Source organism: Streptomyces galbus (genome assembly GCF_005280195.1).
Lineage (GTDB): Bacteria > Actinomycetota > Actinomycetes > Streptomycetales > Streptomycetaceae > Streptomyces > Streptomyces galbus.
On the sequence record NZ_SZPR01000027.1, the window covers coordinates 84,731 to 104,084 of the forward strand.

Sequence of the window (19,354 nt, forward strand, 5' to 3'; positions counted from 1 at the left end):
GGGTGCGTGCACGGCGGCGCGCGGCGGACGCGAAGGGTCGGACAGGCCCTCGGGCCACCTGGCCCGTGAGCAGGGTCATGGGCGGCAGAGTTCCGCGATCCGGGCCGCCTCGTGCGGGTAACGCGCCGTCAGGTCGGCCCGGTCGCCGTGCTCGTAGTCCGCGTAGGTGAAGCCGGGGGCCATCGTGCAGCCGAACAGGGTCCAGGCGCCCCGGGTGCGTCCGCCCATCCAGGTGTGGGCGGGGACGGTGAGCTGGACCGCCTGGCCGCCCAGCACGTCGGGGCCGAGCACGGCCGTGCGGGAGGTGCCGTCCGGGGCGAGGAGCAGCAGCTCCAGCGGGTCGCCGAGGTAGAAGTGCCAGGTCTCGTCGGTCGGCAGGCGGTGCAGGGCCGAGTGGTCGCCGGGGGTGAGGAGGGCGAGGATCGCCGTTCCCGCCGGGCGGCCGTCGGGTCCCTCGGGGCCCGCCCAGGTACGGCGGAACAGGCCGCCCTCGCGGGGGATCGGCTCCAGGCCGTAGTGCGCGATCAGCTCGTCCGGGGTCACCCCGGGAAGGCTACCTCGCGCCGCAGGAAGGCCAGTTGGGCGCGCTTCTCGGGCAGGTACACGTCGGGCAGGTCGACCTCGGGGAGGGTGACGACCGGTCCGGCCTCGAAGCCGAGCCGCGCGAAGCGGGCGAGGGCCCGGTCGTTGCGCACGTCCGGGTCGACGACCACCCGGCGCCGGTCCAGGCCGAGCAGCACGTACCGGGCGAACGCGCCGAGCAGCGCCCCCGACCAGCCGGGCCGGGCGGGCCCCTCGGAGGCGGGGGCCAGCAGCACGTGGGCGCCGATGTCGCCGGGCTCGACGGGGTAGCACGTGCCGACCCGGTCCTCGGCGGGCTCGTAGGTCTGCAGCAGCGCCACGGGGGCGCCGTCCAGCTCGGCCAGGTAGGCGTGGTGGGTGTCGAGGCCGGCCAGGTGGGCGTAGATCTCCCTGACCTCGTCGACCGTCAGGCCGGTCATGCCCCAGAACACGGCGCGTTCCTCGCTGACCCAGCCGTGCACGACGGGCGCGTCGCGGTCGGCGTCCAGGGGGCGCAGCCGGAGCGTGCCGAGGCCGGGGAGGTGCTGCTCGTGCACGGGAGCGGGGGCCGGTGCGGGGGCTTCGCCGCTGCTGTCGGCGGGGGCGGCCTCATCGGCGGGCAGGTGCATCGCTCTCCTTCTCCAGGTGGGCCCAGTCGGTGACGACCGGGACGAGCTCGCCCTGCAGCCACAGGGGGAGCTGGTCGTGGTGGTGGGGGTGGCCGGGGGTGCCGTGTGCGCCGTGCGGGACGACCCAGCGGCTGTCCTCGCGCCGGGCGAGGTCCCAGACGTAGCGGGCGGCGGGGCCGCGGGCGGCCAGGTCGGTCAGCCCGGGCACGGCCGAGGTGCACAGCACGCAGTCGTGGTCGCCGGAGAGGGCGGGCGCCCCCGTCCTCTCCTCCGGCCCGGGCAGGGCGCGCCAGGCGGCGAGGCGGTGGGTGTCGCCCCAGCGGGCCGGGGGGCGGCCCGCGCGCGCGTGCGCCGTCTCCTCCAGCGCCGCGCGTACCAGCGCCGGACGGTCGACGCCGTACAGCTCCTCGGCGCGCAGCAGGTGTTCCAGCGCGTACCCGATCCGCGGCACCAGCGCCAGCCAGGGCAGCAGCACCTCGGGGTAGGCGGGCGGGGTCGTCAGCGCGGCGAAGGCGGGGTGGGCGGCCAGGTGGCGTACGACCGCGCCGCGCACCTGCGCGTAGGCCGCCGCGTCCTCGCTGTCGGCGTCCATACGGCGGTCCCAGCGCAGCAGGCGCTCGCGCAGCGCGGCGGCCGGGCCGGTCAGGCCGTCCAGGGCGGCGAGGCGGTCCAGCAGGGCCGCGGCGGAGGCGAGGTGGGTGTCCGTGTGGATGGCCGGCATGTCCGCGGCGGACCAGGTGCGGCGCTCGTCGAGGAGGGCGCGGATGCGGTCGGCGCGGTGCGGCGGGGCGAACTCGACGCCCAGGGGGGCGGCCACGCCCCGCTGGTTGGCCATCACGGCGACGCCGTCGGTCAGGCCGGCCCGCGGCGCGGTGTGCCAGCCGGTCCACTCGTGGCCGGGCTCCCAGGCGGGCACGACCCGCAGCCGGTCGGCCGCGGCGCGGACCGGGACACGGCCGGCGACCCGGTGCAGGACACCGCCCTCGGTGTCGGCGGCCTGGACGACGTTGACGGGCTCGGCCCAGGCGTCCACGGCGCGGTCCACGTCGGCGACCCGGCGGGCCCGCAGCAGCGGCAGCAGGGCGCCGAAGCCGAGGTCGCCGGTGACGCGCGGCGGGTACCGCAGGCTGACGGCCAGCGGGGTGCCGTCGTCGAGTCCTTCCGGGCCGCCCGCGATCACCGGGCCCCGGCCGGTCTCCAGGACCTCCACCTCGACGGTGTCCTCCCCGGCCACGTGGACCGGTTCGGTGTGCCGGGCGGCCCGGTGCCAGAGTCCGTCCGGGCCGAGGGCCTCGACGCCGGCGCCGGTGCGGCGCAGGCGTTCGCGGTAGAGGTCCTGGTAGTCGGCCATGGCGTTGGTGATGGCCCAGGCGACCGTGCCGGTGTGGCCGAAGTGGGCGATGCCGGGGACGCCGGGCACGGCGAGGCCGACCACGTCGAACTCGTCGCAGGCCAGGCGGATCTGCTGGTAGACGCCGGGGTCCTCGACGAAGCGGTGCGGGTCGCCCGCCAGGAGCGCGTGCCCGGTGACCGTGCGCTCGCCGGCGATCAGCCAGCCGTTGCTGCCGGCGGTGCCGGGGCCGTCGGTGGCGAACAGGCCGACCGCCTCGGGGCCGAGGTGGCGCACCGCCTCCTCGCGCCAGAGCTTGGCGGGGAAACCGGCGAACAGGATGTGGGTGGACAGCCACACGGCGAGCGGGGTCCAGGGTTCCCAGCGGCCGGGGGCGAGGCCGACGCGGGCGAACTCGGGGGCGGCGCCCGGGAAGGAACCCTCCCCGGCGCCGGCGAGGCCCTCGTTGACGCCGTCGACGTACGCCCCCACCCACGCGGCCGTCTCGGGGTCGCGCTCGGCGAGCGCGGCGTGGCAGCGGCGGGCGGTGTCCTCCAGGCGGGCGCGGCGCGCGAACACGTCCCAGGCGAGGGCGCCGGGGCCGAGGAACGACGCCGAGGTGCCCTGCGCGCGGTGCCGCTCGACCTCGAGCTGCCAGGCCCGGTCGCGGGCGGTGACCAGGCCCTGGGCCCGGGCGAGGGCGAACGGGTCGCAGGCGCGCAGGTGCGGGACGCCCCAGGCGTCCCGGTAGATCTCGGTCGTCACCGTGCAGCCTCTCTGTGCCGGTCAGGAGCTTTAGGTTAGCCTCACCTAAGTAAGAGCGGAGAGATCGTACGTGAGGGGTGGAGAGGTCATGGCGCAGGGGCGGGGCTGGGAGGGCGCGGTCCTCCGGCTGATGCGGGCGAAGGACTTCACGCTGACCGTCACCGGGGCGCGGGACGTCACCCCGTCGTACCGGCGGGTGCACCTGACCGACGGCGGGCTGCTCGCCGCGACCGGGGTCCACCCGACGATGTGGGTACGGCTGTGGTTCGACAACGCGGGCAAGCCCCACCAGCGGGCCTACACCCTGGTGGAGCCCGACCCCGTGCGGGGCACGTTCGCCCTGGAGTTCGCGCTGCACGAGGGCGCGGCGAGCGACTGGGCACGGACCGCGCGCCCCGGCGACACCATCGAGGCGACCGTCCAGGGCACCGGCTTCACCCGGCCCGAGCCCGCGCCGACGCACGTCCTCGCGATCGGCGACCCGGCGTCGCTGCCCGCCATCAACTCCCTGCTCGGCGCGCTGGACGGCGCTCCGGCCACGGTGTGGTTCGAGGGCGGCGACGACGGCCTGCCCTTCCCCGCCTCCCCCGCGCCGGGCCGGTACCAGCTGCGCCGCGTGCCGCGCGGGGAACTGGCCGGCCGGGTCCGCGCCGAACTCCCCGGCCTGCTCGCGGCCACCGAGCACCCGTACGTCTGGATCGCCTGCGACACCCGTACGACCCGCGCCCTGGCCGCGTACGTGCGCAGGGACCTCGGCGTGCCCAAGGACCGGCTGCACGCGCTGGGGTACTGGCGGGAGGACTGAGCCGCCGCGGAACCCGGCGTGCGGGTCCCTCGGGGAGGCGGCGGGGTGACCGGCGGGCGATCATCGGTGCATGGACGTCACCGTGCACCTCGCCCAGGACCCCGAGGCCGACGCGCTCCTCGGGCGCTCCCCGCTCGCCGCGCTGGTCGGGATGCTGCTCGACCAGCAGATCCCGATGGAGTGGGCGTTCAAGGGACCCCGCACCATCGCCGACCGGCTGGGCGCCGACGACCTCGACGCCCACGAGATCGCCGCGCGCGACCCCGAGTCCTTCGCCGCGCTGCTCTCCGAGAAGCCGGCCGTGCACCGCTACCCCGGCTCCATGGCCAAGCGCGTCCAGCAGCTCTGCCAGTACCTCGTCGAGCACTACGACGGTGACGCCGAGGGCGTCTGGCGGGGCGTCGACGACGGGCGCGAGCTGCTCCGGCGGCTGGAGCACCTGCCCGGGTTCGGCAAGCAGAAGGCCCAGATCTTCCTCGCCCTGCTCGGCAAGCAGCTCGGGGTGACGCCGCAGGGCTGGCGGGAGGCCGCGGGCTCCTACGGCGAACCCCGCTCCCACCGCTCGGTCGCCGACATCACCGGCCCGGAGTCGCTGGCGAAGGTCCGTGCGTACAAACAGGAGATGAAGGCGGCGGCCAAGACCGCGAAGGCGACGACGACCGCGAAGGCCGCGAAGGCCGCGAAGGCCGCGAAGGCCGCGAAGGCCGCGAAGGCCGCGAAGGCCGCGAAGAAGCCGTAGGACGACCTGGGCCTGCGCCGTGCGGGTGAACTCGGCGGGCGGGCGGACGGGTGCCGGGCGTGTCCCGGGCAGGCCCCCTGTGTGAGCACCGCACGACACCGTCCGCGCAGCCGCGTCTGGCTGCGGGTGCTCGTCCTGCTGCTCGCGCTCCTCGTCTCCGGCGGCGAGGCGGCCTGTGCGGCACCGCACGGGACGGTCGCCGCCGAGCACGACGTGACCGCCCCCGCGCCCCGGCTCACCGCGTACCGTCCCGCCGCACCCCTGCGGCCGACGCCCGTGCCGGGCCCGCGGCCGCGGCCCCGGGCCGCCGTGCCCGCCGGACGCCCCGCCGCCGAACCGCCGTACACCGCGCCCCGCGTGCTGCGTTCCGTGGTCCTGCGCTGCTGACGGACCCCCGCCTCCCCCGCCACCGAGGTCAGTCCGCGACGCAGTCGGAGGAACCGTCATGCCCACCGATCCCTACGCGGTCCTGCGCGCCCTGCTGCGCGCCGAGGCCGCCCGCAGCGCCCCCAGACCGCAGCCGGAGCAGCGGCCCCGGCCCGAGCGGCCCCGCGAGCAAGGGCGACGCTGAACGAGGTCCGGCGGGGGCGGGCGACCGCCTCCGCCGGACCAGGACGGCACCGACAGGACAGCCGGGACGGGCGGGACAGACAGGACGGGCTGGACGGGCGGGACGGGGCTCAGCGTCTCCTGCGGGCCGTGCCGAACAGGGAACGGGTGATCTCCCGGCCGAGCTGGGTGCCGACCGAGCGGGCCAGGGACTTGAACACGCCGCTGCTCACGACCTGCTCCACGACCGACCGCTCCTCGTGCGCCGCGCGCCCCGGCCGCGCCTCCGGCTCCGCCGCCGGCTTCTCGGCTGCCGGATTCTCGGGTGCGGGGGCCTGTGCCGAGCGGGCCGCCGCGGCCGTCAGCTTCTCGTACGCCGACTCCCTGTCCACAGCCTGTGCATACCGTTCGTACAGCGGCGAGCCCTTCACCGCGCCGTCCAGGGCCGCCGGGTCGACCGGGCCCATCAGCGACTCGGGTGCGCGCAGGCGGGTCGCGGCGACGGGAGTCGGGGCGCCGTTCTCGCTGAGGACCGTCACCACGGCCTCGCCGGTGCCCAGGCCGGTGAGCAGTTCCTCCAGGTCGTACGGCGAGTGCGGGAAGGTCTGCACCGTCGCCCGCAGGGCCTTCTGGTCGTCCGGGGTGAAGGCGCGCAGGGCGTGCTGGACACGGTTGCCGAGCTGGGCGAGGACGTCGGAGGGGACGTCCTTCGGGGTCTGGGTCACGAAGAAGACACCGACCCCTTTGGAGCGAATCAGCCGCACGGTCTGCGTCACCGAGTCCAGGAACGCCTTGGAGGCGTCGTGGAACAGCAGGTGCGCCTCGTCGAAGAAGAACACCAGCTTCGGCTTCTCGGCGTCGCCCACCTCGGGCAGGTCGTGGAAGAGGTCGGCCAGCAGCCACATCAGGAACGTCGAGAAGAGCTGCGGGCGGTCCTGGACGGCGGCCAGCTCCAGCACCGACACCACGCCCCGGCCGTCGGACGCCGTGCGCAGCAGCTCGGCCGTGCGGAACTCCGGCTCCCCGAAGAAGCCGGACGCGCCCTGCGCCTCGAAGGCGGTCAGTGAGCGCAGGATCACCCCGGCCGTGGCCGGGGACAGCCCGCCCAGGGCCTTCAGCTCGGGCCGGCCCTCGTCGGAGGCGAGGAAGGCGACGACCGCGCGCAGGTCCTTCAGGTCGTACAGCTCCAGGCCCTTCTGGTCGGCGTAGTGGAAGACCAGGCCGAGGGACTGCTCCTGGGTCTGGTTCAGGCCGAGCACCTTGGAGAGCAGGACCGGGCCGAAGCTGGTGACGGTCGCGCGGACCGGGACGCCGTGGCCGAGGCCGCCGAGGGCGTAGAACTCCGCCGGGAAGGCGCTCGCCGTCCAGTCCTGGCCGACCTCCGAGGACCGGGTGCGCACCCGGTCGCCGGGGACTCCCGGGACCGAGATCCCCGACAGGTCGCCCTTGATGTCCGCCAGGAACACCGGCACGCCCTGCGCCGACAACTGCTCGGCGACGAGCTGCAGCGTCTTGGTCTTGCCGGTGCCGGTGGCGCCCGCGACCAGTCCGTGGCGGTTGAGCATCGGCAGCGGGACGCGGATCTGCGCGTCGGGCAGGCACTTCCCCTCCCACAGCAGGGCGCCCAGGTCGAGCGAGGGCCCGGAGAACGCGTATCCGGCGGCGATCTTCGCGACCGGGTCGGGGCGCGGGGCGGTGGGGGCGTCCGCGGGGGGTCCGGGGCTGGGCTCGCTGGCGTTCATCGGCAGACCCCTCGTTTCCGGATCGTTCGCGTTCCGCAATTCCGGGTTCACTCCCGGGGAGCTTCCGGTATGACCGGGTTGCTGCGGTATTTCCAGCGTCGCACTCGCTCGCCATGGCTGCGCCCGGAAGGTCTGGGCCGGTAGGCTTTCCGTGTGATCTTCAAGCGCATCGGAAACGGCCGGCCGTACCCCGACCACGGCCGGGAAAGCACCCGGCAGTGGGCGGACGTCGCGCCGCGCCCGGTCCGCCTCGATCAGCTGGTGACGACCAAGCAGCAGCTCGACCTGGAAACGCTCCTCGCCGAGGACTCCACGTTCTACGGCGACCTCTTCGCGCACGTCGTGAAGTGGCAGGGCGACCTGTACCTGGAGGACGGCCTGCACCGCGCGGTGCGGGCCGCGCTCCAGCAGCGCCAGGTGCTGCACGCGCGCGTGCTCGAACTGGACTGACGGGCCGGCCGACGACCCCTTCCCCCGTGCACACGGCGGCCGCCGTGTGGCCCTTTCGGGTTCACCTGAGCGGTGTCGAATGATCATCTAGTAGGCACGGCCGCCCCGTCGCACTACGCTGCGCTCATGAGCATGCTGACTCCCCCCGGGATGGGCGGCCAGTACCGCATCACGGGGGACAAGTACCCGCGGATGCGCCCGCCCCGGCGGCGCGCCAGGATGGCCGGCCTCGTCCTCGTCTGCGGAGCCGTGCTCGGAGTCGCCGGCTGGGGAACGCTGCAGCTCGTCGACGTCTTCACGGGCGGCGGCGGTACGGCGTCCGCGGCCGCCGCGAAGGCCTGTGCGACCACGAAGTCCGGTGCCGTCGCCGACGCCTCGCCGGTGGTGCTGCCCGAGCCGGCGCAGATCACCGTGAACGTCTACAACGCCACGACCCGCAGCGGGCTCGCCAAGACCACGGCCGACGAGCTGAGGAAGCGGGGCTTCAAGGTCGGCAAGGTGGGGAACGCGAGCGCCGCGTTCGACAAGAAGGTCCCGGGGGCCGGAGTGCTGGTGGGGACCGCGGCCTCGGTGAAGACCTCGGTGCCGGTGGTGGGCGTGCAATTGCCCGCGGCGGAGCGGCGGGTCGACGCGAAGCGGGTGGACCCGTCGGTGGATCTCGTGATCGGCGACGCGTTCAAGGGGCTGGCGGTCCGGACGGACGCGGACCGCGCCCTGGCGGCACTGGCCGCGCCGAAGCCGGTGGCCGCGGTGAAGAAGGGGTGCTGAGGTCCCGGGGCCGGCGGGTCCGGCCGGTGCGGCGCCGTCGCGGGTTCTCCCGCAGGTCGCCGCGCCCCTGACCCAGCGGGTGGTTCGGTGCGTGGGCGGCCGACGCGCTCGTCCTGGCTGTTCACGCAGGTCCCCGCGCCCCTGAAGGGCACGGGGACCTGTCGTCGTCGGCCGGGGTGCTGCCTACTCGGCGGCTCCGTACAGGCGGTCGCCCGCGTCTCCCAGGCCCGGGATGATGTAGCCGTGTTCGTTCAGGTGGTCGTCCACGGCCGCCGTGACGACCGTGACCGGGGTGCCGGCCAGTTCGCGTTCCATGATCTCCACGCCCTCGGGGGCCGCGAGGAGCACGACCGCCGTGACGTCGTCGGCTCCGCGCCGGATCAGTTCGCGGATCGCGGCGACCAGGGTGCCGCCCGTGGCGAGCATCGGGTCCAGGACGTACACCTGGCGCCCCGAGAGGTCCTCGGGCATCCGGGTGGCGTACGTGGAGGCCTGCAGCGTCTCCTCGTTGCGGATCATGCCGAGGAAGCCCACCTCGGCCGTCGGCAGCAGCCGGACCATGCCGTCCAGCATGCCGAGGCCCGCCCGCAGGATCGGCACCACCAGGGGGCGCGGGTAGGAGAGCTTGACGCCGGTGGTCCGGGCGACCGGCGTGGTGATGTCGACCTGCTCGGTGCGCACGTCGCGCGTGGCCTCGTAGGCGAGCAGGGTGACCAGCTCGTCGGCGAGACGACGGAAGGTGGCCGAGTCCGTGCGCTGGTCGCGCAGCGTGGTGAGCTTGTGGGCGACCAGGGGGTGGTCGACGACGTGGAGACGCATGGGCACCACAGTAACCGGGCCGACCGGGCCGGTCGTCCGCACGGAGCGCACAACACAGGCCAGAGCTTCACCGGCCTTCACGCGGCCGTGGCATGCATCCCGCCGACCGGGGGAAGGTGGAGGGGACGACGGACCGGGGTGGTCGACCCGGACCGATGCGGGGTGGTGCACCTATGGCAGAACGAACGGACCGAGCAGGTCGGACGGAACAGACGGGTCGGACGGAACGGACGGTCCGGACGTCCGCGGTGGACGCGTCCGCGCGGGAGACCGACACCGAGCGCCGTCGCCGCCGCGCCCAGTTCCTCAGAGAACTCGCCGAGGCCCGCGCCCTGCGCGACCGGGTCCAGCCCCGCCGCGCCAAGGCCGCCCGGCTGCGCCACGCGATGCGGATGCGCACCTTCCGCTGGTAGCCGTACGCCCCCCGACGGGAGCCACGACACGAGGTGCCGGCAGGGGGAAGATCACCGACGTCCCGCGCGTTGCGAGGGGTGGGCGTGCGTGGCCGCGCGGGAAAGCCGCGTACGATCCGCAAGTGGCGGCAACGAGTGTGCTGGTGAGGTCGCTTGCGCACGTGTCACCCCGGCGCCACCGGGGCGGGCACCGGGCTGCGATCAAAATGCCGGACACAGGGAGCCGAAGACGTCCCCTGAACGCCTTGTTTCTGCCACGATTCCGAGTGGGTGGGGCTCGGAGCCCGAGCTCTCTCCCCGCCCGCAACCTCCGCCGGGGGGATCCCCAACCGGCACGCCTATGACCAGTGGGAGAGTCACGGTGTACTTCGCCGCACTGCTCGCGCGCACCGAAGACGGGTGGGAAGCGAGCGACACAGAGCTGGACGATGTGGAGACCCTGTCGGATCTGGCCGACCTGGCCCGGGAAGCCTCTCCCGACGAGGACACGGTGCTCGTGCTGATCGAGCAGGAGGACGCCTGGTTCGGCGTCGTCCGGGTCGACGGCGAGGAGGACCCTCGTATCTACGTCTCCGACGCGGCCGCGGCCGCCCGCAGTTCGTACGGCGAGATCCTGCTCACCGACGAGCTGCTCGGCCGGGAGCCGGGTGAGGACGTCCCCGACCTGGACGCCCTCGATCTCGACGGCACCGAGGACGGCGAGGACGACGCCGAGGAGGACGACGACCCGGACACCGCCGCGGCCGCCGCCTCCACCGACGGGACCGTGCCGCACGGCCCCGTCGGCGACGCCGGCATCCTCGACGACCTCGGCGTCAGCCAGAAGGAGCTGCGGTCGCTGTCGCAGGACGCCGTCAACGAGATCGCCGAGGCCCTCGGCGCCTCGGAGGTGCTGGAGACCGTCCGCTGACCGCACCCGAACAGTGGGGCCGGCCCCCCGGGACCCCCGGGGCCGCCGACCCGGTACGCGACCGCTGGCGGGCCGCAATGCGACTCGCCCTGGACGAGGCCGAACTGGCCGTCCGGGGCGGGGACGTCCCCGTCGGCGCCGTCGTGCTGTCCGCCGACGGGGAGAGCGTCCTTGCCGTCGGCCACAACGAACGTGAGGCCGCGGGTGACCCCACGGCCCACGCCGAGGTGCTCGCCGTGCGGCGGGCCGCCGCACGCCTCGGCGAGTGGCGGCTGACCGGCTGCACGCTCGTCGTGACCCTGGAGCCGTGCACGATGTGCGCGGGGGCGATCGTGCAGTCCCGGGTGGACCGGGTGGTGTACGGCGCCCGCGACGAAAAGGCGGGCGCGGCCGGCTCCCTGTGGGACGTCGTCCGCGACCGGCGCCTCAACCACCGCCCGGAGGTGATCGAGGGCGTCCTCGCGGACGAGTGCGCCCGGCTGCTCACCGACTTCTTCCGGGACCGCTGAGCGACCGACGTATCGATTTCCGACCCGGTCCCGGCGTGCTGTAAGGTCTCCCTCGGTAGCGTGTCCGAGCGGCCGAAGGAGCTCGCCTCGAAAGCGAGTGTGGCGCAAGTCACCGAGGGTTCAAATCCCTCCGCTACCGCGCATGGGCGAGGGGCCCGGTCCGATGGACCGGGCCCCTCGTGGCATTCCTAGGCCTCGGTCAGTTCGAAGGTGAACAGGTTGCGGCCGTCTCGCGAGTAGGCCAGGTTCTCGGGGACGTTCGAGGCGTCGGCGACGTCGATCGACCTGGCCGCGGAGTTCCAGGTGAAGTAGAGGGCGCCCACGGCGACGTAGGCGCCGGAGTGCTCGTCGCGGACGTAGATGGCGGTGGTGACCGGGGGGCCGTCCTCGGGCATGACGCCGACGAGCCCGTACTCCTGGTCGCCGGAGCGGACGACGGTGTCCCCGACGTCGAAGGAGCTGACCTTCAGGCTGTACCGCCCGGCCGGCGCGCCGGTGAGGTCCTGGAGCCGGACCGCGATGGGTAACGTGGTGCTCTCGACGACCTTGAACCGGGTCAGCCCGCCGATGTCGGAGATGTCCCGCTGATCGACCTCCCACTCCCGGTACTTGCCGGTCTGGTTGGCGTGCTGCCAGGCCAGGACCTTGGCCTTGCGGCCGACCCTGAGGGACCTGAACCGGTCGTTGAGCTCGCCCGGGTGCAGGTTCTCGTTGGCGCCCACCGCGTAGGTGTGGGCGTCGCCGGTGTAGTCGGGCCGGGTGTAGAAGGTGACTTCTTGCTCGTTCATGTGCCCCCCTGGGGTCAGTACGGCCGGGTGTACGACAGGTAGTTACCCGCCCGCTACTTTGGGTCACCGATCCCTGCCGTGGTGAAGGGGCAGCCCGCCGGGCGTTCCACGCGCCCTCGGCGCCCGCACCGCCGCGCCTGTAGTCATACGAAACGATCTGCGCGTTACACTCGCGCCCGGCAGGAGGGCCCGAGGGGCACATCAGTGGCAGGGGAGGCCGCGGTGGCGGTGAACGCCAAGAAGATCGCCGTCTACGTACTCGTGGTCTTCGTGCTGTACGTGATCATCACGGACCCGGCCAAGGCCGCGGACTACGTCCAGATAGGGTTCGAGGGCATATCGGACGCCGCCAAGGCCGTCGGGGACTTCTTCACCTGGCTCGCCGACGGGGCCAAGTAGCGCGCGTCCCCGAGCACCGCACGGGAACCACGCTGGGAGCGCCCATGATCCGCCACCTGGTCCTCTTCAAGCTCGACGAGGGCGTCCACCGCGACGACCCCCGGGTCGCGGCCGGCGAGGCCGCCTTCCGGGCGCTGGGCGAGCAGATCGAGGAGCTGCGCCACTGGGAGCTCGGCTGGAACATCAGCGAGCGGCCCATCGCCTACGACTTCGCCATCAACTCGGCCGTGGAGGACGAGGCGGCGCTCAAGCGGTACCTGGAGCACCCGGCCCACCAGGCCGGCGTCGCCCTGTGGCGGGAGTTCGCCACCTGGGTGGTCGCCGACTACCCCTTCTGAGAGCAGCGGCCCCACGAGCCCCCCACCGGCCGGCGGGGGGCTTTTCCGTACCCGGAAGGCTCAACTTCTCCATCAACACGGTGTTATGGGGTGCTTGCACACAGTGCACATGTCTTGTGATGCTATGACCGCTTTTGACGGATGATTGACCGATGAAGAGGTGGCGTTGACCATGTCGGCCAGTACTGCGCCGCCCCAGGAGAGGGCGGGGGAAGAGGCACCCGCCCCCGCCACGGACGTCCCGGAGAAGCGGCGCGGGGCCGACACCAGGGCCCTCACCCAGGTGCTCTTCGCCCAGCTCAAGGACCTCACCCCCGGCACGCCGGAGCACAACCGGGTGCGCGGGGCGCTCATCGAGGCGAACCTGCCGCTCGTGCGCTACGCCGCCGCCCGCTTCCGCTCCCGCAACGAGCCGATGGAGGACGTCGTCCAGGTCGGCACCATCGGTCTGATCAACGCCATCGACCGCTTCGACCCCGACCGGGGCGTGCAGTTCCCGACCTTCGCCATGCCGACCGTCGTCGGCGAGATCAAGCGCTACTTCCGCGACAACGTGCGCACCGTCCACGTACCGCGCCGGCTCCACGAGCTGTGGGTGCAGGTCAACAGCGCCACCGAGGACCTCACCACCGCCCACGGGCGCACCCCGACCACCGCCGAGATCGCCGAGCGGCTGCGCATCAGCGAGGAGGAGGTGCTGTCCTGCATCGAGGCCGGGCGGTCGTACCACGCGACCTCGCTGGAGGCCGCCCAGGAGGGCGACGGGCTGCCCGGCCTGCTGGACCGCCTCGGCTACGAGGACCCGGCGCTCGACGGCGTGGAACACCGCGACCTGGTCCGTCACCTGCTGGTCCAGCTTCCGGAACGCGAACAGCGAATCCTGCTGCTGCGCTACTACAGCAACCTGACCCAGTCACAGATCAGCGCCGAGCTCGGCGTCTCCCAGATGCACGTCTCGCGCCTGCTGGCGCGCAGCTTCCAGCGACTGCGCTCGGCCAACCGGATCGACGCGTAGGCGTACGGGAGTTCGAGGTGTAGACCGGGAGGATTTCCGTACGCCTGAGCGAGGCATCCCCGGGGAGAGGGAATCGCTCCACCGGCCCGAACACCGGGACTTGGGCCTGAAAAACCGTCACACCCCCGCTCTGCAGGGCTGATTCGTGACTACGATGTCGACATGTCACTACAGCGTGTTGCCGACATGTGACATTCTGCCGGAAGAGCGTTTGCCGGAGCTCGGGCTCCGGTATTCAGGTGAAGGCCGCGTTCCTCCCCGGGAGCGTCCGCCACGACCGTCCCGCGACCCAAAGGGGGTGGCATGTCCGCAGATCAGGGCAGCTCGAAGGTGCTCACGCTCGACAAGAGCGAGACCGCGCCCGCCGTGCCCGTCGAGACCGACGTGCTCGACGACGTCACGGCCCTCGAGGCCGCGCCGGCCCCGGCCCTCCCGGCCTCGGAGGCCATCGACACCCGCACCCTGTCCCGCTCCCTGTTCCTGCGGCTGGCCGCGCTCGACGAGGACAGCCCCGAGCGCGCGTACGTCCGGGACACGCTCATCGAGCTCAACCTCCCCCTCGTCCGCTACGCCGCCGCGCGCTTCCGCTCGCGCAACGAGCCGATGGAGGACATCGTCCAGGTCGGCACGATCGGCCTGATCAAGGCGATCGACCGTTTCGACTGCGAACGCGGCGTGGAGTTCCCGACCTTCGCGATGCCGACGGTCGTGGGCGAGATCAAGCGGTTCTTCCGCGACACGTCCTGGTCGGTGCGCGTGCCGCGCCGCCTGCAGGAGCTGCGCCTGGCCCTCACCAAGGCCAGCGACGAGCTGTCGCAGAAGCTGGACCGCTCCCCGACGGTGACGGAGCTGGCGGCCGTCCTCGGCGTCTCCGAGGAGGACGTGGTCGACGGGCTGGCCGTGGGCAACGCCTACACCGCCTCCTCCCTCGACTCCCCCGCCCCCGAGGACGACGGCGGCGAGGGCTCGCTGGCCGACCGCCTGGGCTACGAGGACACCGCGCTGGAGGGCGTGGAGTACCGCGAGTCCCTCAAGCCCCTGCTGGCCAAGCTGCCGCCCCGCGAGCGCCGCATCATCATGCTGCGCTTCTTCGCCAACATGACGCAGTCGCAGATCGGCGAGGAGGTCGGCATCTCGCAGATGCACGTCTCCCGCCTGCTGACCCGCACGCTGGCGCAGCTGCGGGACGGGCTGATCTCCGACTGAGCGGTCCGGTCCCACCACCCGGCGGCCGCCGCCCCCTGCTCCGGAGGAGCCACAGGGGTGCGGCGGTCGCCGTCGGTGCGTCCGTCGGCGGTGACCCGCCTCAGCGGTTCCCTACTTGAGCGCCAGCCAGGCGACCGCGGCCACGACGACCACCGCGGCCACGATGCCGATGATCAGTCCGAGGCGCGGGCCGGAGCCGGACGGCGCCGCGGCCTGGCGGGACGGCTGCGGGGTGCCCTCGTCGACGAACGCACGGAACATCTGGGTGCTGCCGGCGGGGTCGTAATTGCCCTGGGGGCCCTGGGTGTTAGCCATGGCCCGAGACCCTAGCGAAAACGGGCGCGGCAGCCCAAGCGGGGGTCGGCCCCCGGCCGCCGTCGGCGGACGGCACCAGCGTGCTTACTTCCGTGATACTTGCCTTTGCCAACTTTTTGCGGCGGAGGAGCCCCCTTTATTTGCCTGTAGCAACCAAGCGCCCTTATGGTTGCCCTAAGCAACGAATCGGGAGGGTGAGATGGCCGGCGAGGCGCGGTACGAGGAGCTGATGCGTCAGTTCAGCGCCTTCGGAGCCGTGAAGCGGGAGCTGGGACGGATCCTGCCGTCCGACTGCCCGAGCGGCTCCACCGCCGTACTGACGCTGCTCAGCCGCCACGGCGACATGCGCATGAGCAAGCTGGCCGAGCTGCTGGTCGTCGACATGTCGGTGACCAGCCGCCACGTGGCCCACCTCGCCGAGCGCGGCTGGATCGAGCGCTCCCCGGACCCGGCGGACAAGCGCTCGCGCATCGTGCGCCTGACCCCGGCCGGCTGGAGCCAGATCGACGAGCTGTCCCGGCGCACCACCCGGCTCCTGGAGGAGCGGCTGGGCGACTGGACCGACGACGAGGTCGACCAGCTCACCCGGCTGATGCAGCGGCTGCGGTCCAGTTTCGACGACTGCCGTACGACCGCGCACCGGCCGCCGCAGCCGCCCGCCGGGTCACCGGCAGCGCCGCCGGCCCCTCCCGCACTCGACCAGACCACCCGTACACCCGCGAACACGTAAGAAAAGGAAGCCCATGGCAACGACCACACCAGCCGGTGTGCGGGCCCATGCCAAGCACGGGGGAGGCTCCTCCGGCGGCCACGCTCCGATGAGCCACCGGCAGATCATGGAGGCGCTCTCCGGGCTGCTGCTCGGAATGTTCGTGGCGATCCTGTCGTCCACGATCGTCTCCAACGCGCTGCCCGAGATCATCGGCGACCTGGGCGGCGGCCAGTCCGCCTACACCTGGGTCGTCACCGCCGCCCTGCTGTCGATGACCGCGGCCACTCCCCTGTGGGGCAAGCTCGCCGACCTGTACAGCAAGAAGGCGCTCGTCCAGATAGCGCTCGTCATCTACGTCGTCGCCTCGATGGCGGCCGGCCTCTCGCAGAACCCCGGCATGCTGATCGTCTGCCGCGTGGTGCAGGGCATCGGCGTCGGCGGTCTGTCCGCGCTCGCCCAGATCGTGATGGCCGCGATGATCTCCCCGCGCGAGCGGGGCCGTTACTCCGGCTACCTGGGTGCCACGTTCGCCGTCGCGACCGTCGGTGGACCGCTGCTCGGCGGCGTCATCACCGACACCTCGTGGCTGGGCTGGCGCTGGTGCTTCTACGTCGGCGTCCCGTTCGCCGTCATCGCGCTGATCGTGCTGCAGAAGACCCTGCACCTGCCGGTCGTCAAGCGTGAGGTGAAGGTCGACTGGGGCGGCGCGACGCTGATCTCCGCCGCGGTCTCGCTGCTGCTGATCTGGGTCACCTTCGCCGGTGACAAGTACGACTGGCTGTCGTGGCAGACGTACACGATGGTCGCCGGGTCCCTGGTGCTGGGCGCGCTGTTCGTGCTCGTCGAGGCCAAGGCCAGCGAGCCGATCATCCCGCTGCGCCTGTTCCGCAACCGCACCATCACGCTCGCCTCGCTCGCCTCGCTGTTCGTCGGCATCGCGATGTTCAGCGGCACGGTGTTCTTCAGCCAGTACTTCCAGCTCGCCCGCGACAAGTCCCCGACGATGTCGGGCGTCATGACCATCCCGATGATCGGCGGCCTGTTCGTCTCCTCCACGGTCTCGGGTCAGTTCATCACCCGCACCGGCCGCTGGAAGGCCTGGCTGGTCAGCGGTGGTGTGCTGGTGACGGCCGGTCTGCTGCTGCTCGGCGGCATCCGGTACGACACCGACTACTGGAAGATGGCGCTGTTCATGGCGCTGCTGGGTCTCGGCATCGGCATGATGATGCAGAACCTGGTGCTGTGCACGCAGAACCAGGTGGAGCCCAGCGACCTCGGCTCGGCCAGCTCCACGGTCACCTTCTTCCGCTCCCTCGGTGGCGCGATGGGCGTGTCCGCCCTGGGCGCGGTGATGTCCCACAAGATCACCGACTACGTCAAGGACGGCCTGGCCACGATCGACCCGAAGTACGCGGCCGCCATGGCGCAGTCCGGGTCGACCGACACCATCCCGGACATGGACAAGCTGCCCGCGCCGCTGCGCACGGTCATGGAGAGCGCCTACGGTCACGGCATCGCCGACGTCTTCCTGATCGCCGGCTTCCTCGCCGCGCTCGCCTTCCTGATCACGCTGTTCATCAAGGAGGTGCCGCTGCGCACCAAGGGCGCCCTGGCGCAGGCCGCCGAGGGTGAGGCCCCGGCCGTCGACCCGGCCGCCGCGCCCACCGTGGCCGAGGCCCAGCAGGTGCCGGCCGCCGTCGGTGCCCCCGCGGCCTCCGACAGCGCCGCCACCGCCGCCGGTGCGGCCACCGCGCCGCAGCCCGTGGCCGCCGTCGCCTCGGTGGCCGGGGCCACGGACACCCCCGCCGGGGGCGTCCCGGTCCGGGGCTTCGTCCGCGGCGCCGAGAGCGCGCCCGTGCCGCACGCCGCGGTCACGCTGATCTCGCTGGCCGGCCGCCAGCTCGGCCGGGCCGTCGCCCAGGCCGACGGCGCCTACGCGCTGGACGCGCCGGGCTCGGGGTCGTACGTCCTGATCGCCTCCGCCGACGGCTTCCAGCCGCAGGCCTCGACGATCGTGGTCAACGGAGAACCGCTCGCCTACGACATCCTGCTCAGCGGCACCAGCGGGCTGACCGGTGTCGTGCGGGCCGCCGTGTCCGGCGAGGGCGTCAAGGACGCCATGGTCATCGTCACCGATGTGCGCGGCGATCTGCTGGCCACCGGAACCACCGGCGAGCACGGCGAGTTCTCCTTCACGGAGCTGGTGCCGGGTGCCGTGACCGTCGCGGTCAACGCCGCCGGGTTCCGGCCGCGGGCACTGCCCGTGGAGATCGGCGCGACCGGCGTGACCCGCACGGAGCTCCTCCTCGACGCGGGGTCCCGGGTGCAGGGTGTCGTGCGCGCGCCGCACGGTCCGCTGGCCGACGCGCGGGTGACGCTCGTGGACGCGGCGGGCAACGTGGTCGGCTCGGCCACGACCGGCGCCGACGGGGCGTACGCCTTCACGGACCTCGACGGCGGCGAGTACACGGTCATCGCGACCGGTTACCCGCCGGTGGCCACGGCCCTGACCCTGTCGGGCACCGGTGTCGACGACCACGACATCGCGCTCGCCCACCCCGGCGAGTAGTCCGGTTCCGGCCCGTGACGGGAGGCGCACCCGGGCTTCCGGTGCGCCCCCGCCACGGGCCGTTCCACGTTCTGACCAGTTGTGACGCTTCGTCATGAAGCTCTGTTGTGAAGCAGTGTCGTGAAGCTCTGTAGGGGAGAGAAAACGGGATGGGACTGACCGCGAGGATCCGCACCCGGGACGGATGGGCCGTGTCGCACGCGGTCGTCACGGTGACCGACATGACCGGCACGCAGGTGGTGCGCGCCGAGGCCGACGACGAGGGCGTCGTCCGGGACGCCACGGCGCTGGCGCCCGGGGCGTACACGGTGATCGTCACGGCCGTCGGGTACGCGCCCGTGGCCTCCAGCGCGATCGTCACCGCGAGCGGGCGGGCCGAGATCGGCACGGTGACCCTGGCCCGGCAGGGCGGCACCGAACTGCCCCCGCCCGGCCCCTGGACGGTCGACCCGGCGCACTCCACGGTCGGCGCGGTCGCCCAGCACCTGGGGATCTCCAGCGTGCGGGGCCGGTTCACGGACTTCTCCGCGGCGGTGGAGATCGCCCCGGACGACGTGACCAAGTCGCGGGTGGAGGCGGTGATCCGGTCGGCGTCGATCGACACCGGCAACGGGATGCGCGACCAGCACCTGCGGTCGGCCGACTTCCTCGACGTCGAGCGGTTCCCGGAGATCGTCTACCGCTCGACCGGCGTGACCGAGGCGGGCCCGGACCGCTGGACCGTGCACGGCGAGCTGACCATGCGCGGCATCGTCCGGCCCGTCGACCTCGACCTCGCCTACCTCGGCACCGGCGCCGACCCCTGGGGCGGCACCCGCGCCGCCTTCCGGGCGACGGCCGAACTGCACCGCGACGACTTCGCGATGAACTACAACCAGGTCGTCCAGGCCGGCATCGCCGCCATCGGCACCACGCTCAAGGTCGAGCTGGACGTCCAGGCGGTGCAGGGCGAGTCCCTGCCCCAGGCGTAGGCACCCGGGCGTAGGCACGCCAGGGTCAGCCACACGGTGGGGGATCGCGCCT

The 19,354-nt window shown here is 73.0% G+C and carries 23 protein-coding genes and 1 tRNA gene; 17 read left to right on the plus strand and 7 right to left on the minus strand.

Features of this window, described 5'->3' with window-relative positions:
- Positions 1-75 precede the first annotated feature (75 nt).
- From E4U92_RS29845 to E4U92_RS29855, 3 genes are read right to left on the minus strand one after another with little or no spacing between them, the layout of a single operon-like run.
- Positions 76-543: a cupin domain-containing protein gene (locus E4U92_RS29845; protein ID WP_137303545.1), complete on the minus strand. Its 468-nt coding sequence runs from the start codon at positions 541-543 to the stop codon at positions 76-78.
- Positions 540-1,190, minus strand: a complete 651-nt coding sequence (locus tag E4U92_RS29850) for a GNAT family N-acetyltransferase (RefSeq protein ID WP_137303546.1) — start codon at positions 1,188-1,190, stop codon at positions 540-542. The genes E4U92_RS29845 and E4U92_RS29850 overlap by 4 nt, the downstream gene beginning before the upstream one ends.
- On the minus strand, positions 1,171-3,285 hold the full coding sequence (locus E4U92_RS29855) for a penicillin acylase family protein (protein ID WP_137303547.1): 2,115 nt from the start codon (positions 3,283-3,285) through the stop codon (positions 1,171-1,173). Before E4U92_RS29855 ends, E4U92_RS29850 begins: the two co-directional genes overlap by 20 nt.
- Before the next feature lie 88 nt (positions 3,286-3,373).
- On the opposite strand from E4U92_RS29855, the gene E4U92_RS29860 reads away from it, so the two are divergent.
- The 4 genes from E4U92_RS29860 to E4U92_RS37095 all read left to right on the plus strand — a co-directional run bounded on the left by E4U92_RS29860 (position 3,374) and on the right by E4U92_RS37095 (position 5,400).
- Entirely contained in the window at positions 3,374-4,090 is a 717-nt protein-coding gene (locus E4U92_RS29860) for a siderophore-interacting protein (protein WP_137303548.1), read from the plus strand.
- A 70-nt stretch (positions 4,091-4,160) separates the two neighbouring features.
- The gene (locus tag E4U92_RS29865) at positions 4,161-4,829 is read left to right on the plus strand and encodes an HhH-GPD-type base excision DNA repair protein (protein WP_137303549.1); all 669 of its coding nucleotides are present in this window, start codon (positions 4,161-4,163) and stop codon (positions 4,827-4,829) included.
- Positions 4,830-4,910: 81 nt separating this feature from the next.
- Positions 4,911-5,216 (plus strand): hypothetical protein, encoded by a 306-nt coding sequence (locus tag E4U92_RS29870; protein ID WP_137303550.1) that lies wholly within the window; start codon positions 4,911-4,913, stop codon positions 5,214-5,216.
- A gap of 58 nt (positions 5,217-5,274) precedes the next feature.
- Entirely contained in the window at positions 5,275-5,400 is a 126-nt protein-coding gene (locus tag E4U92_RS37095) for a hypothetical protein (protein WP_268253529.1), read from the plus strand.
- 109 nt (positions 5,401-5,509) lie between these two features.
- On the opposite strand, the gene E4U92_RS29875 is transcribed toward E4U92_RS37095, so the two are convergent.
- Positions 5,510-7,120: a helicase HerA-like domain-containing protein gene (locus E4U92_RS29875; protein WP_137303551.1), complete on the minus strand. Its 1,611-nt coding sequence runs from the start codon at positions 7,118-7,120 to the stop codon at positions 5,510-5,512.
- Positions 7,121-7,273: 153 nt separating this feature from the next.
- On the opposite strand from E4U92_RS29875, the gene E4U92_RS29880 reads away from it, so the two are divergent.
- Both E4U92_RS29880 and E4U92_RS29885 read left to right on the plus strand, forming a co-directional pair.
- Positions 7,274-7,570 (plus strand): type II toxin-antitoxin system VapB family antitoxin, encoded by a 297-nt coding sequence (locus tag E4U92_RS29880; protein WP_004943146.1) that lies wholly within the window; start codon positions 7,274-7,276, stop codon positions 7,568-7,570.
- A gap of 150 nt (positions 7,571-7,720) precedes the next feature.
- Positions 7,721-8,338, plus strand: coding sequence for a LytR C-terminal domain-containing protein (locus tag E4U92_RS29885; RefSeq protein ID WP_137303604.1), 618 nt, complete (start codon positions 7,721-7,723; stop codon positions 8,336-8,338).
- Between the two features lie 183 nt (positions 8,339-8,521).
- Here the strand turns inward: E4U92_RS29885 and upp are convergent, their stop codons facing one another.
- Positions 8,522-9,157 carry a uracil phosphoribosyltransferase gene (gene upp / locus E4U92_RS29890; RefSeq protein WP_137303552.1) on the minus strand — a complete coding sequence of 212 codons (636 nt, stop codon included), beginning with the start codon at positions 9,155-9,157 and terminating at the stop codon, positions 8,522-8,524.
- A gap of 173 nt (positions 9,158-9,330) precedes the next feature.
- Here upp and E4U92_RS37180 point away from each other — a divergent pair, with 173 nt between their 5' ends.
- The 4 genes from E4U92_RS37180 to E4U92_RS29905 all read left to right on the plus strand — a co-directional run bounded on the left by E4U92_RS37180 (position 9,331) and on the right by E4U92_RS29905 (position 11,128).
- On the plus strand, positions 9,331-9,570 hold the full coding sequence (locus E4U92_RS37180) for a hypothetical protein (RefSeq protein ID WP_373311538.1): 240 nt from the start codon (positions 9,331-9,333) through the stop codon (positions 9,568-9,570).
- A gap of 361 nt (positions 9,571-9,931) precedes the next feature.
- The gene (locus E4U92_RS29895) at positions 9,932-10,480 is read left to right on the plus strand and encodes a tRNA adenosine deaminase-associated protein (protein ID WP_137303605.1); all 549 of its coding nucleotides are present in this window, start codon (positions 9,932-9,934) and stop codon (positions 10,478-10,480) included.
- A gap of 77 nt (positions 10,481-10,557) precedes the next feature.
- Positions 10,558-10,989 (plus strand): tRNA adenosine(34) deaminase TadA, encoded by a 432-nt coding sequence (gene tadA / locus E4U92_RS29900; RefSeq protein ID WP_229862744.1) that lies wholly within the window; start codon positions 10,558-10,560, stop codon positions 10,987-10,989.
- A gap of 54 nt (positions 10,990-11,043) precedes the next feature.
- Positions 11,044-11,128: transfer RNA gene (locus tag E4U92_RS29905), tRNA-Ser, on the plus strand.
- A gap of 49 nt (positions 11,129-11,177) precedes the next feature.
- On the opposite strand, the gene E4U92_RS29910 is transcribed toward E4U92_RS29905, so the two are convergent.
- Entirely contained in the window at positions 11,178-11,777 is a 600-nt protein-coding gene (locus E4U92_RS29910; RefSeq protein ID WP_137303554.1) for a beta/gamma crystallin domain-containing protein, read from the minus strand.
- Positions 11,778-11,981: 204 nt separating this feature from the next.
- On the opposite strand from E4U92_RS29910, the gene E4U92_RS29915 reads away from it, so the two are divergent.
- The 4 genes from E4U92_RS29915 to E4U92_RS29930 all read left to right on the plus strand — a co-directional run bounded on the left by E4U92_RS29915 (position 11,982) and on the right by E4U92_RS29930 (position 14,735).
- Positions 11,982-12,176, plus strand: a complete 195-nt coding sequence (locus tag E4U92_RS29915) for a hypothetical protein (protein WP_137303555.1) — start codon at positions 11,982-11,984, stop codon at positions 12,174-12,176.
- 44 nt (positions 12,177-12,220) lie between these two features.
- Positions 12,221-12,514 carry a Dabb family protein gene (locus E4U92_RS29920; RefSeq protein ID WP_137303556.1) on the plus strand — a complete coding sequence of 98 codons (294 nt, stop codon included), beginning with the start codon at positions 12,221-12,223 and terminating at the stop codon, positions 12,512-12,514.
- A gap of 172 nt (positions 12,515-12,686) precedes the next feature.
- Positions 12,687-13,529, plus strand: coding sequence for an RNA polymerase sigma factor SigF (locus E4U92_RS29925; RefSeq protein ID WP_137303557.1), 843 nt, complete (start codon positions 12,687-12,689; stop codon positions 13,527-13,529).
- Positions 13,530-13,832: 303 nt separating this feature from the next.
- Positions 13,833-14,735, plus strand: coding sequence for an RNA polymerase sigma factor SigF (locus E4U92_RS29930; protein WP_137303558.1), 903 nt, complete (start codon positions 13,833-13,835; stop codon positions 14,733-14,735).
- Positions 14,736-14,846: 111 nt separating this feature from the next.
- On the opposite strand, the gene E4U92_RS29935 is transcribed toward E4U92_RS29930, so the two are convergent.
- Positions 14,847-15,050 (minus strand): hypothetical protein, encoded by a 204-nt coding sequence (locus E4U92_RS29935; RefSeq protein ID WP_137303559.1) that lies wholly within the window; start codon positions 15,048-15,050, stop codon positions 14,847-14,849.
- 199 nt (positions 15,051-15,249) lie between these two features.
- Between E4U92_RS29935 and E4U92_RS29940 the strand changes: the two genes are divergently transcribed.
- From E4U92_RS29940 to E4U92_RS29950, 3 genes are all read left to right on the plus strand, one after another.
- Positions 15,250-15,780: a MarR family winged helix-turn-helix transcriptional regulator gene (locus E4U92_RS29940; RefSeq protein WP_137303560.1), complete on the plus strand. Its 531-nt coding sequence runs from the start codon at positions 15,250-15,252 to the stop codon at positions 15,778-15,780.
- Positions 15,781-15,868: 88 nt separating this feature from the next.
- The gene (locus E4U92_RS29945) at positions 15,869-18,331 is read left to right on the plus strand and encodes an MFS transporter (RefSeq protein WP_137303606.1); all 2,463 of its coding nucleotides are present in this window, start codon (positions 15,869-15,871) and stop codon (positions 18,329-18,331) included.
- Between the two features lie 149 nt (positions 18,332-18,480).
- Positions 18,481-19,302, plus strand: a complete 822-nt coding sequence (locus E4U92_RS29950) for a YceI family protein (protein ID WP_137303561.1) — start codon at positions 18,481-18,483, stop codon at positions 19,300-19,302.
- The last annotated feature ends 52 nt before the right edge of the window (positions 19,303-19,354 follow it).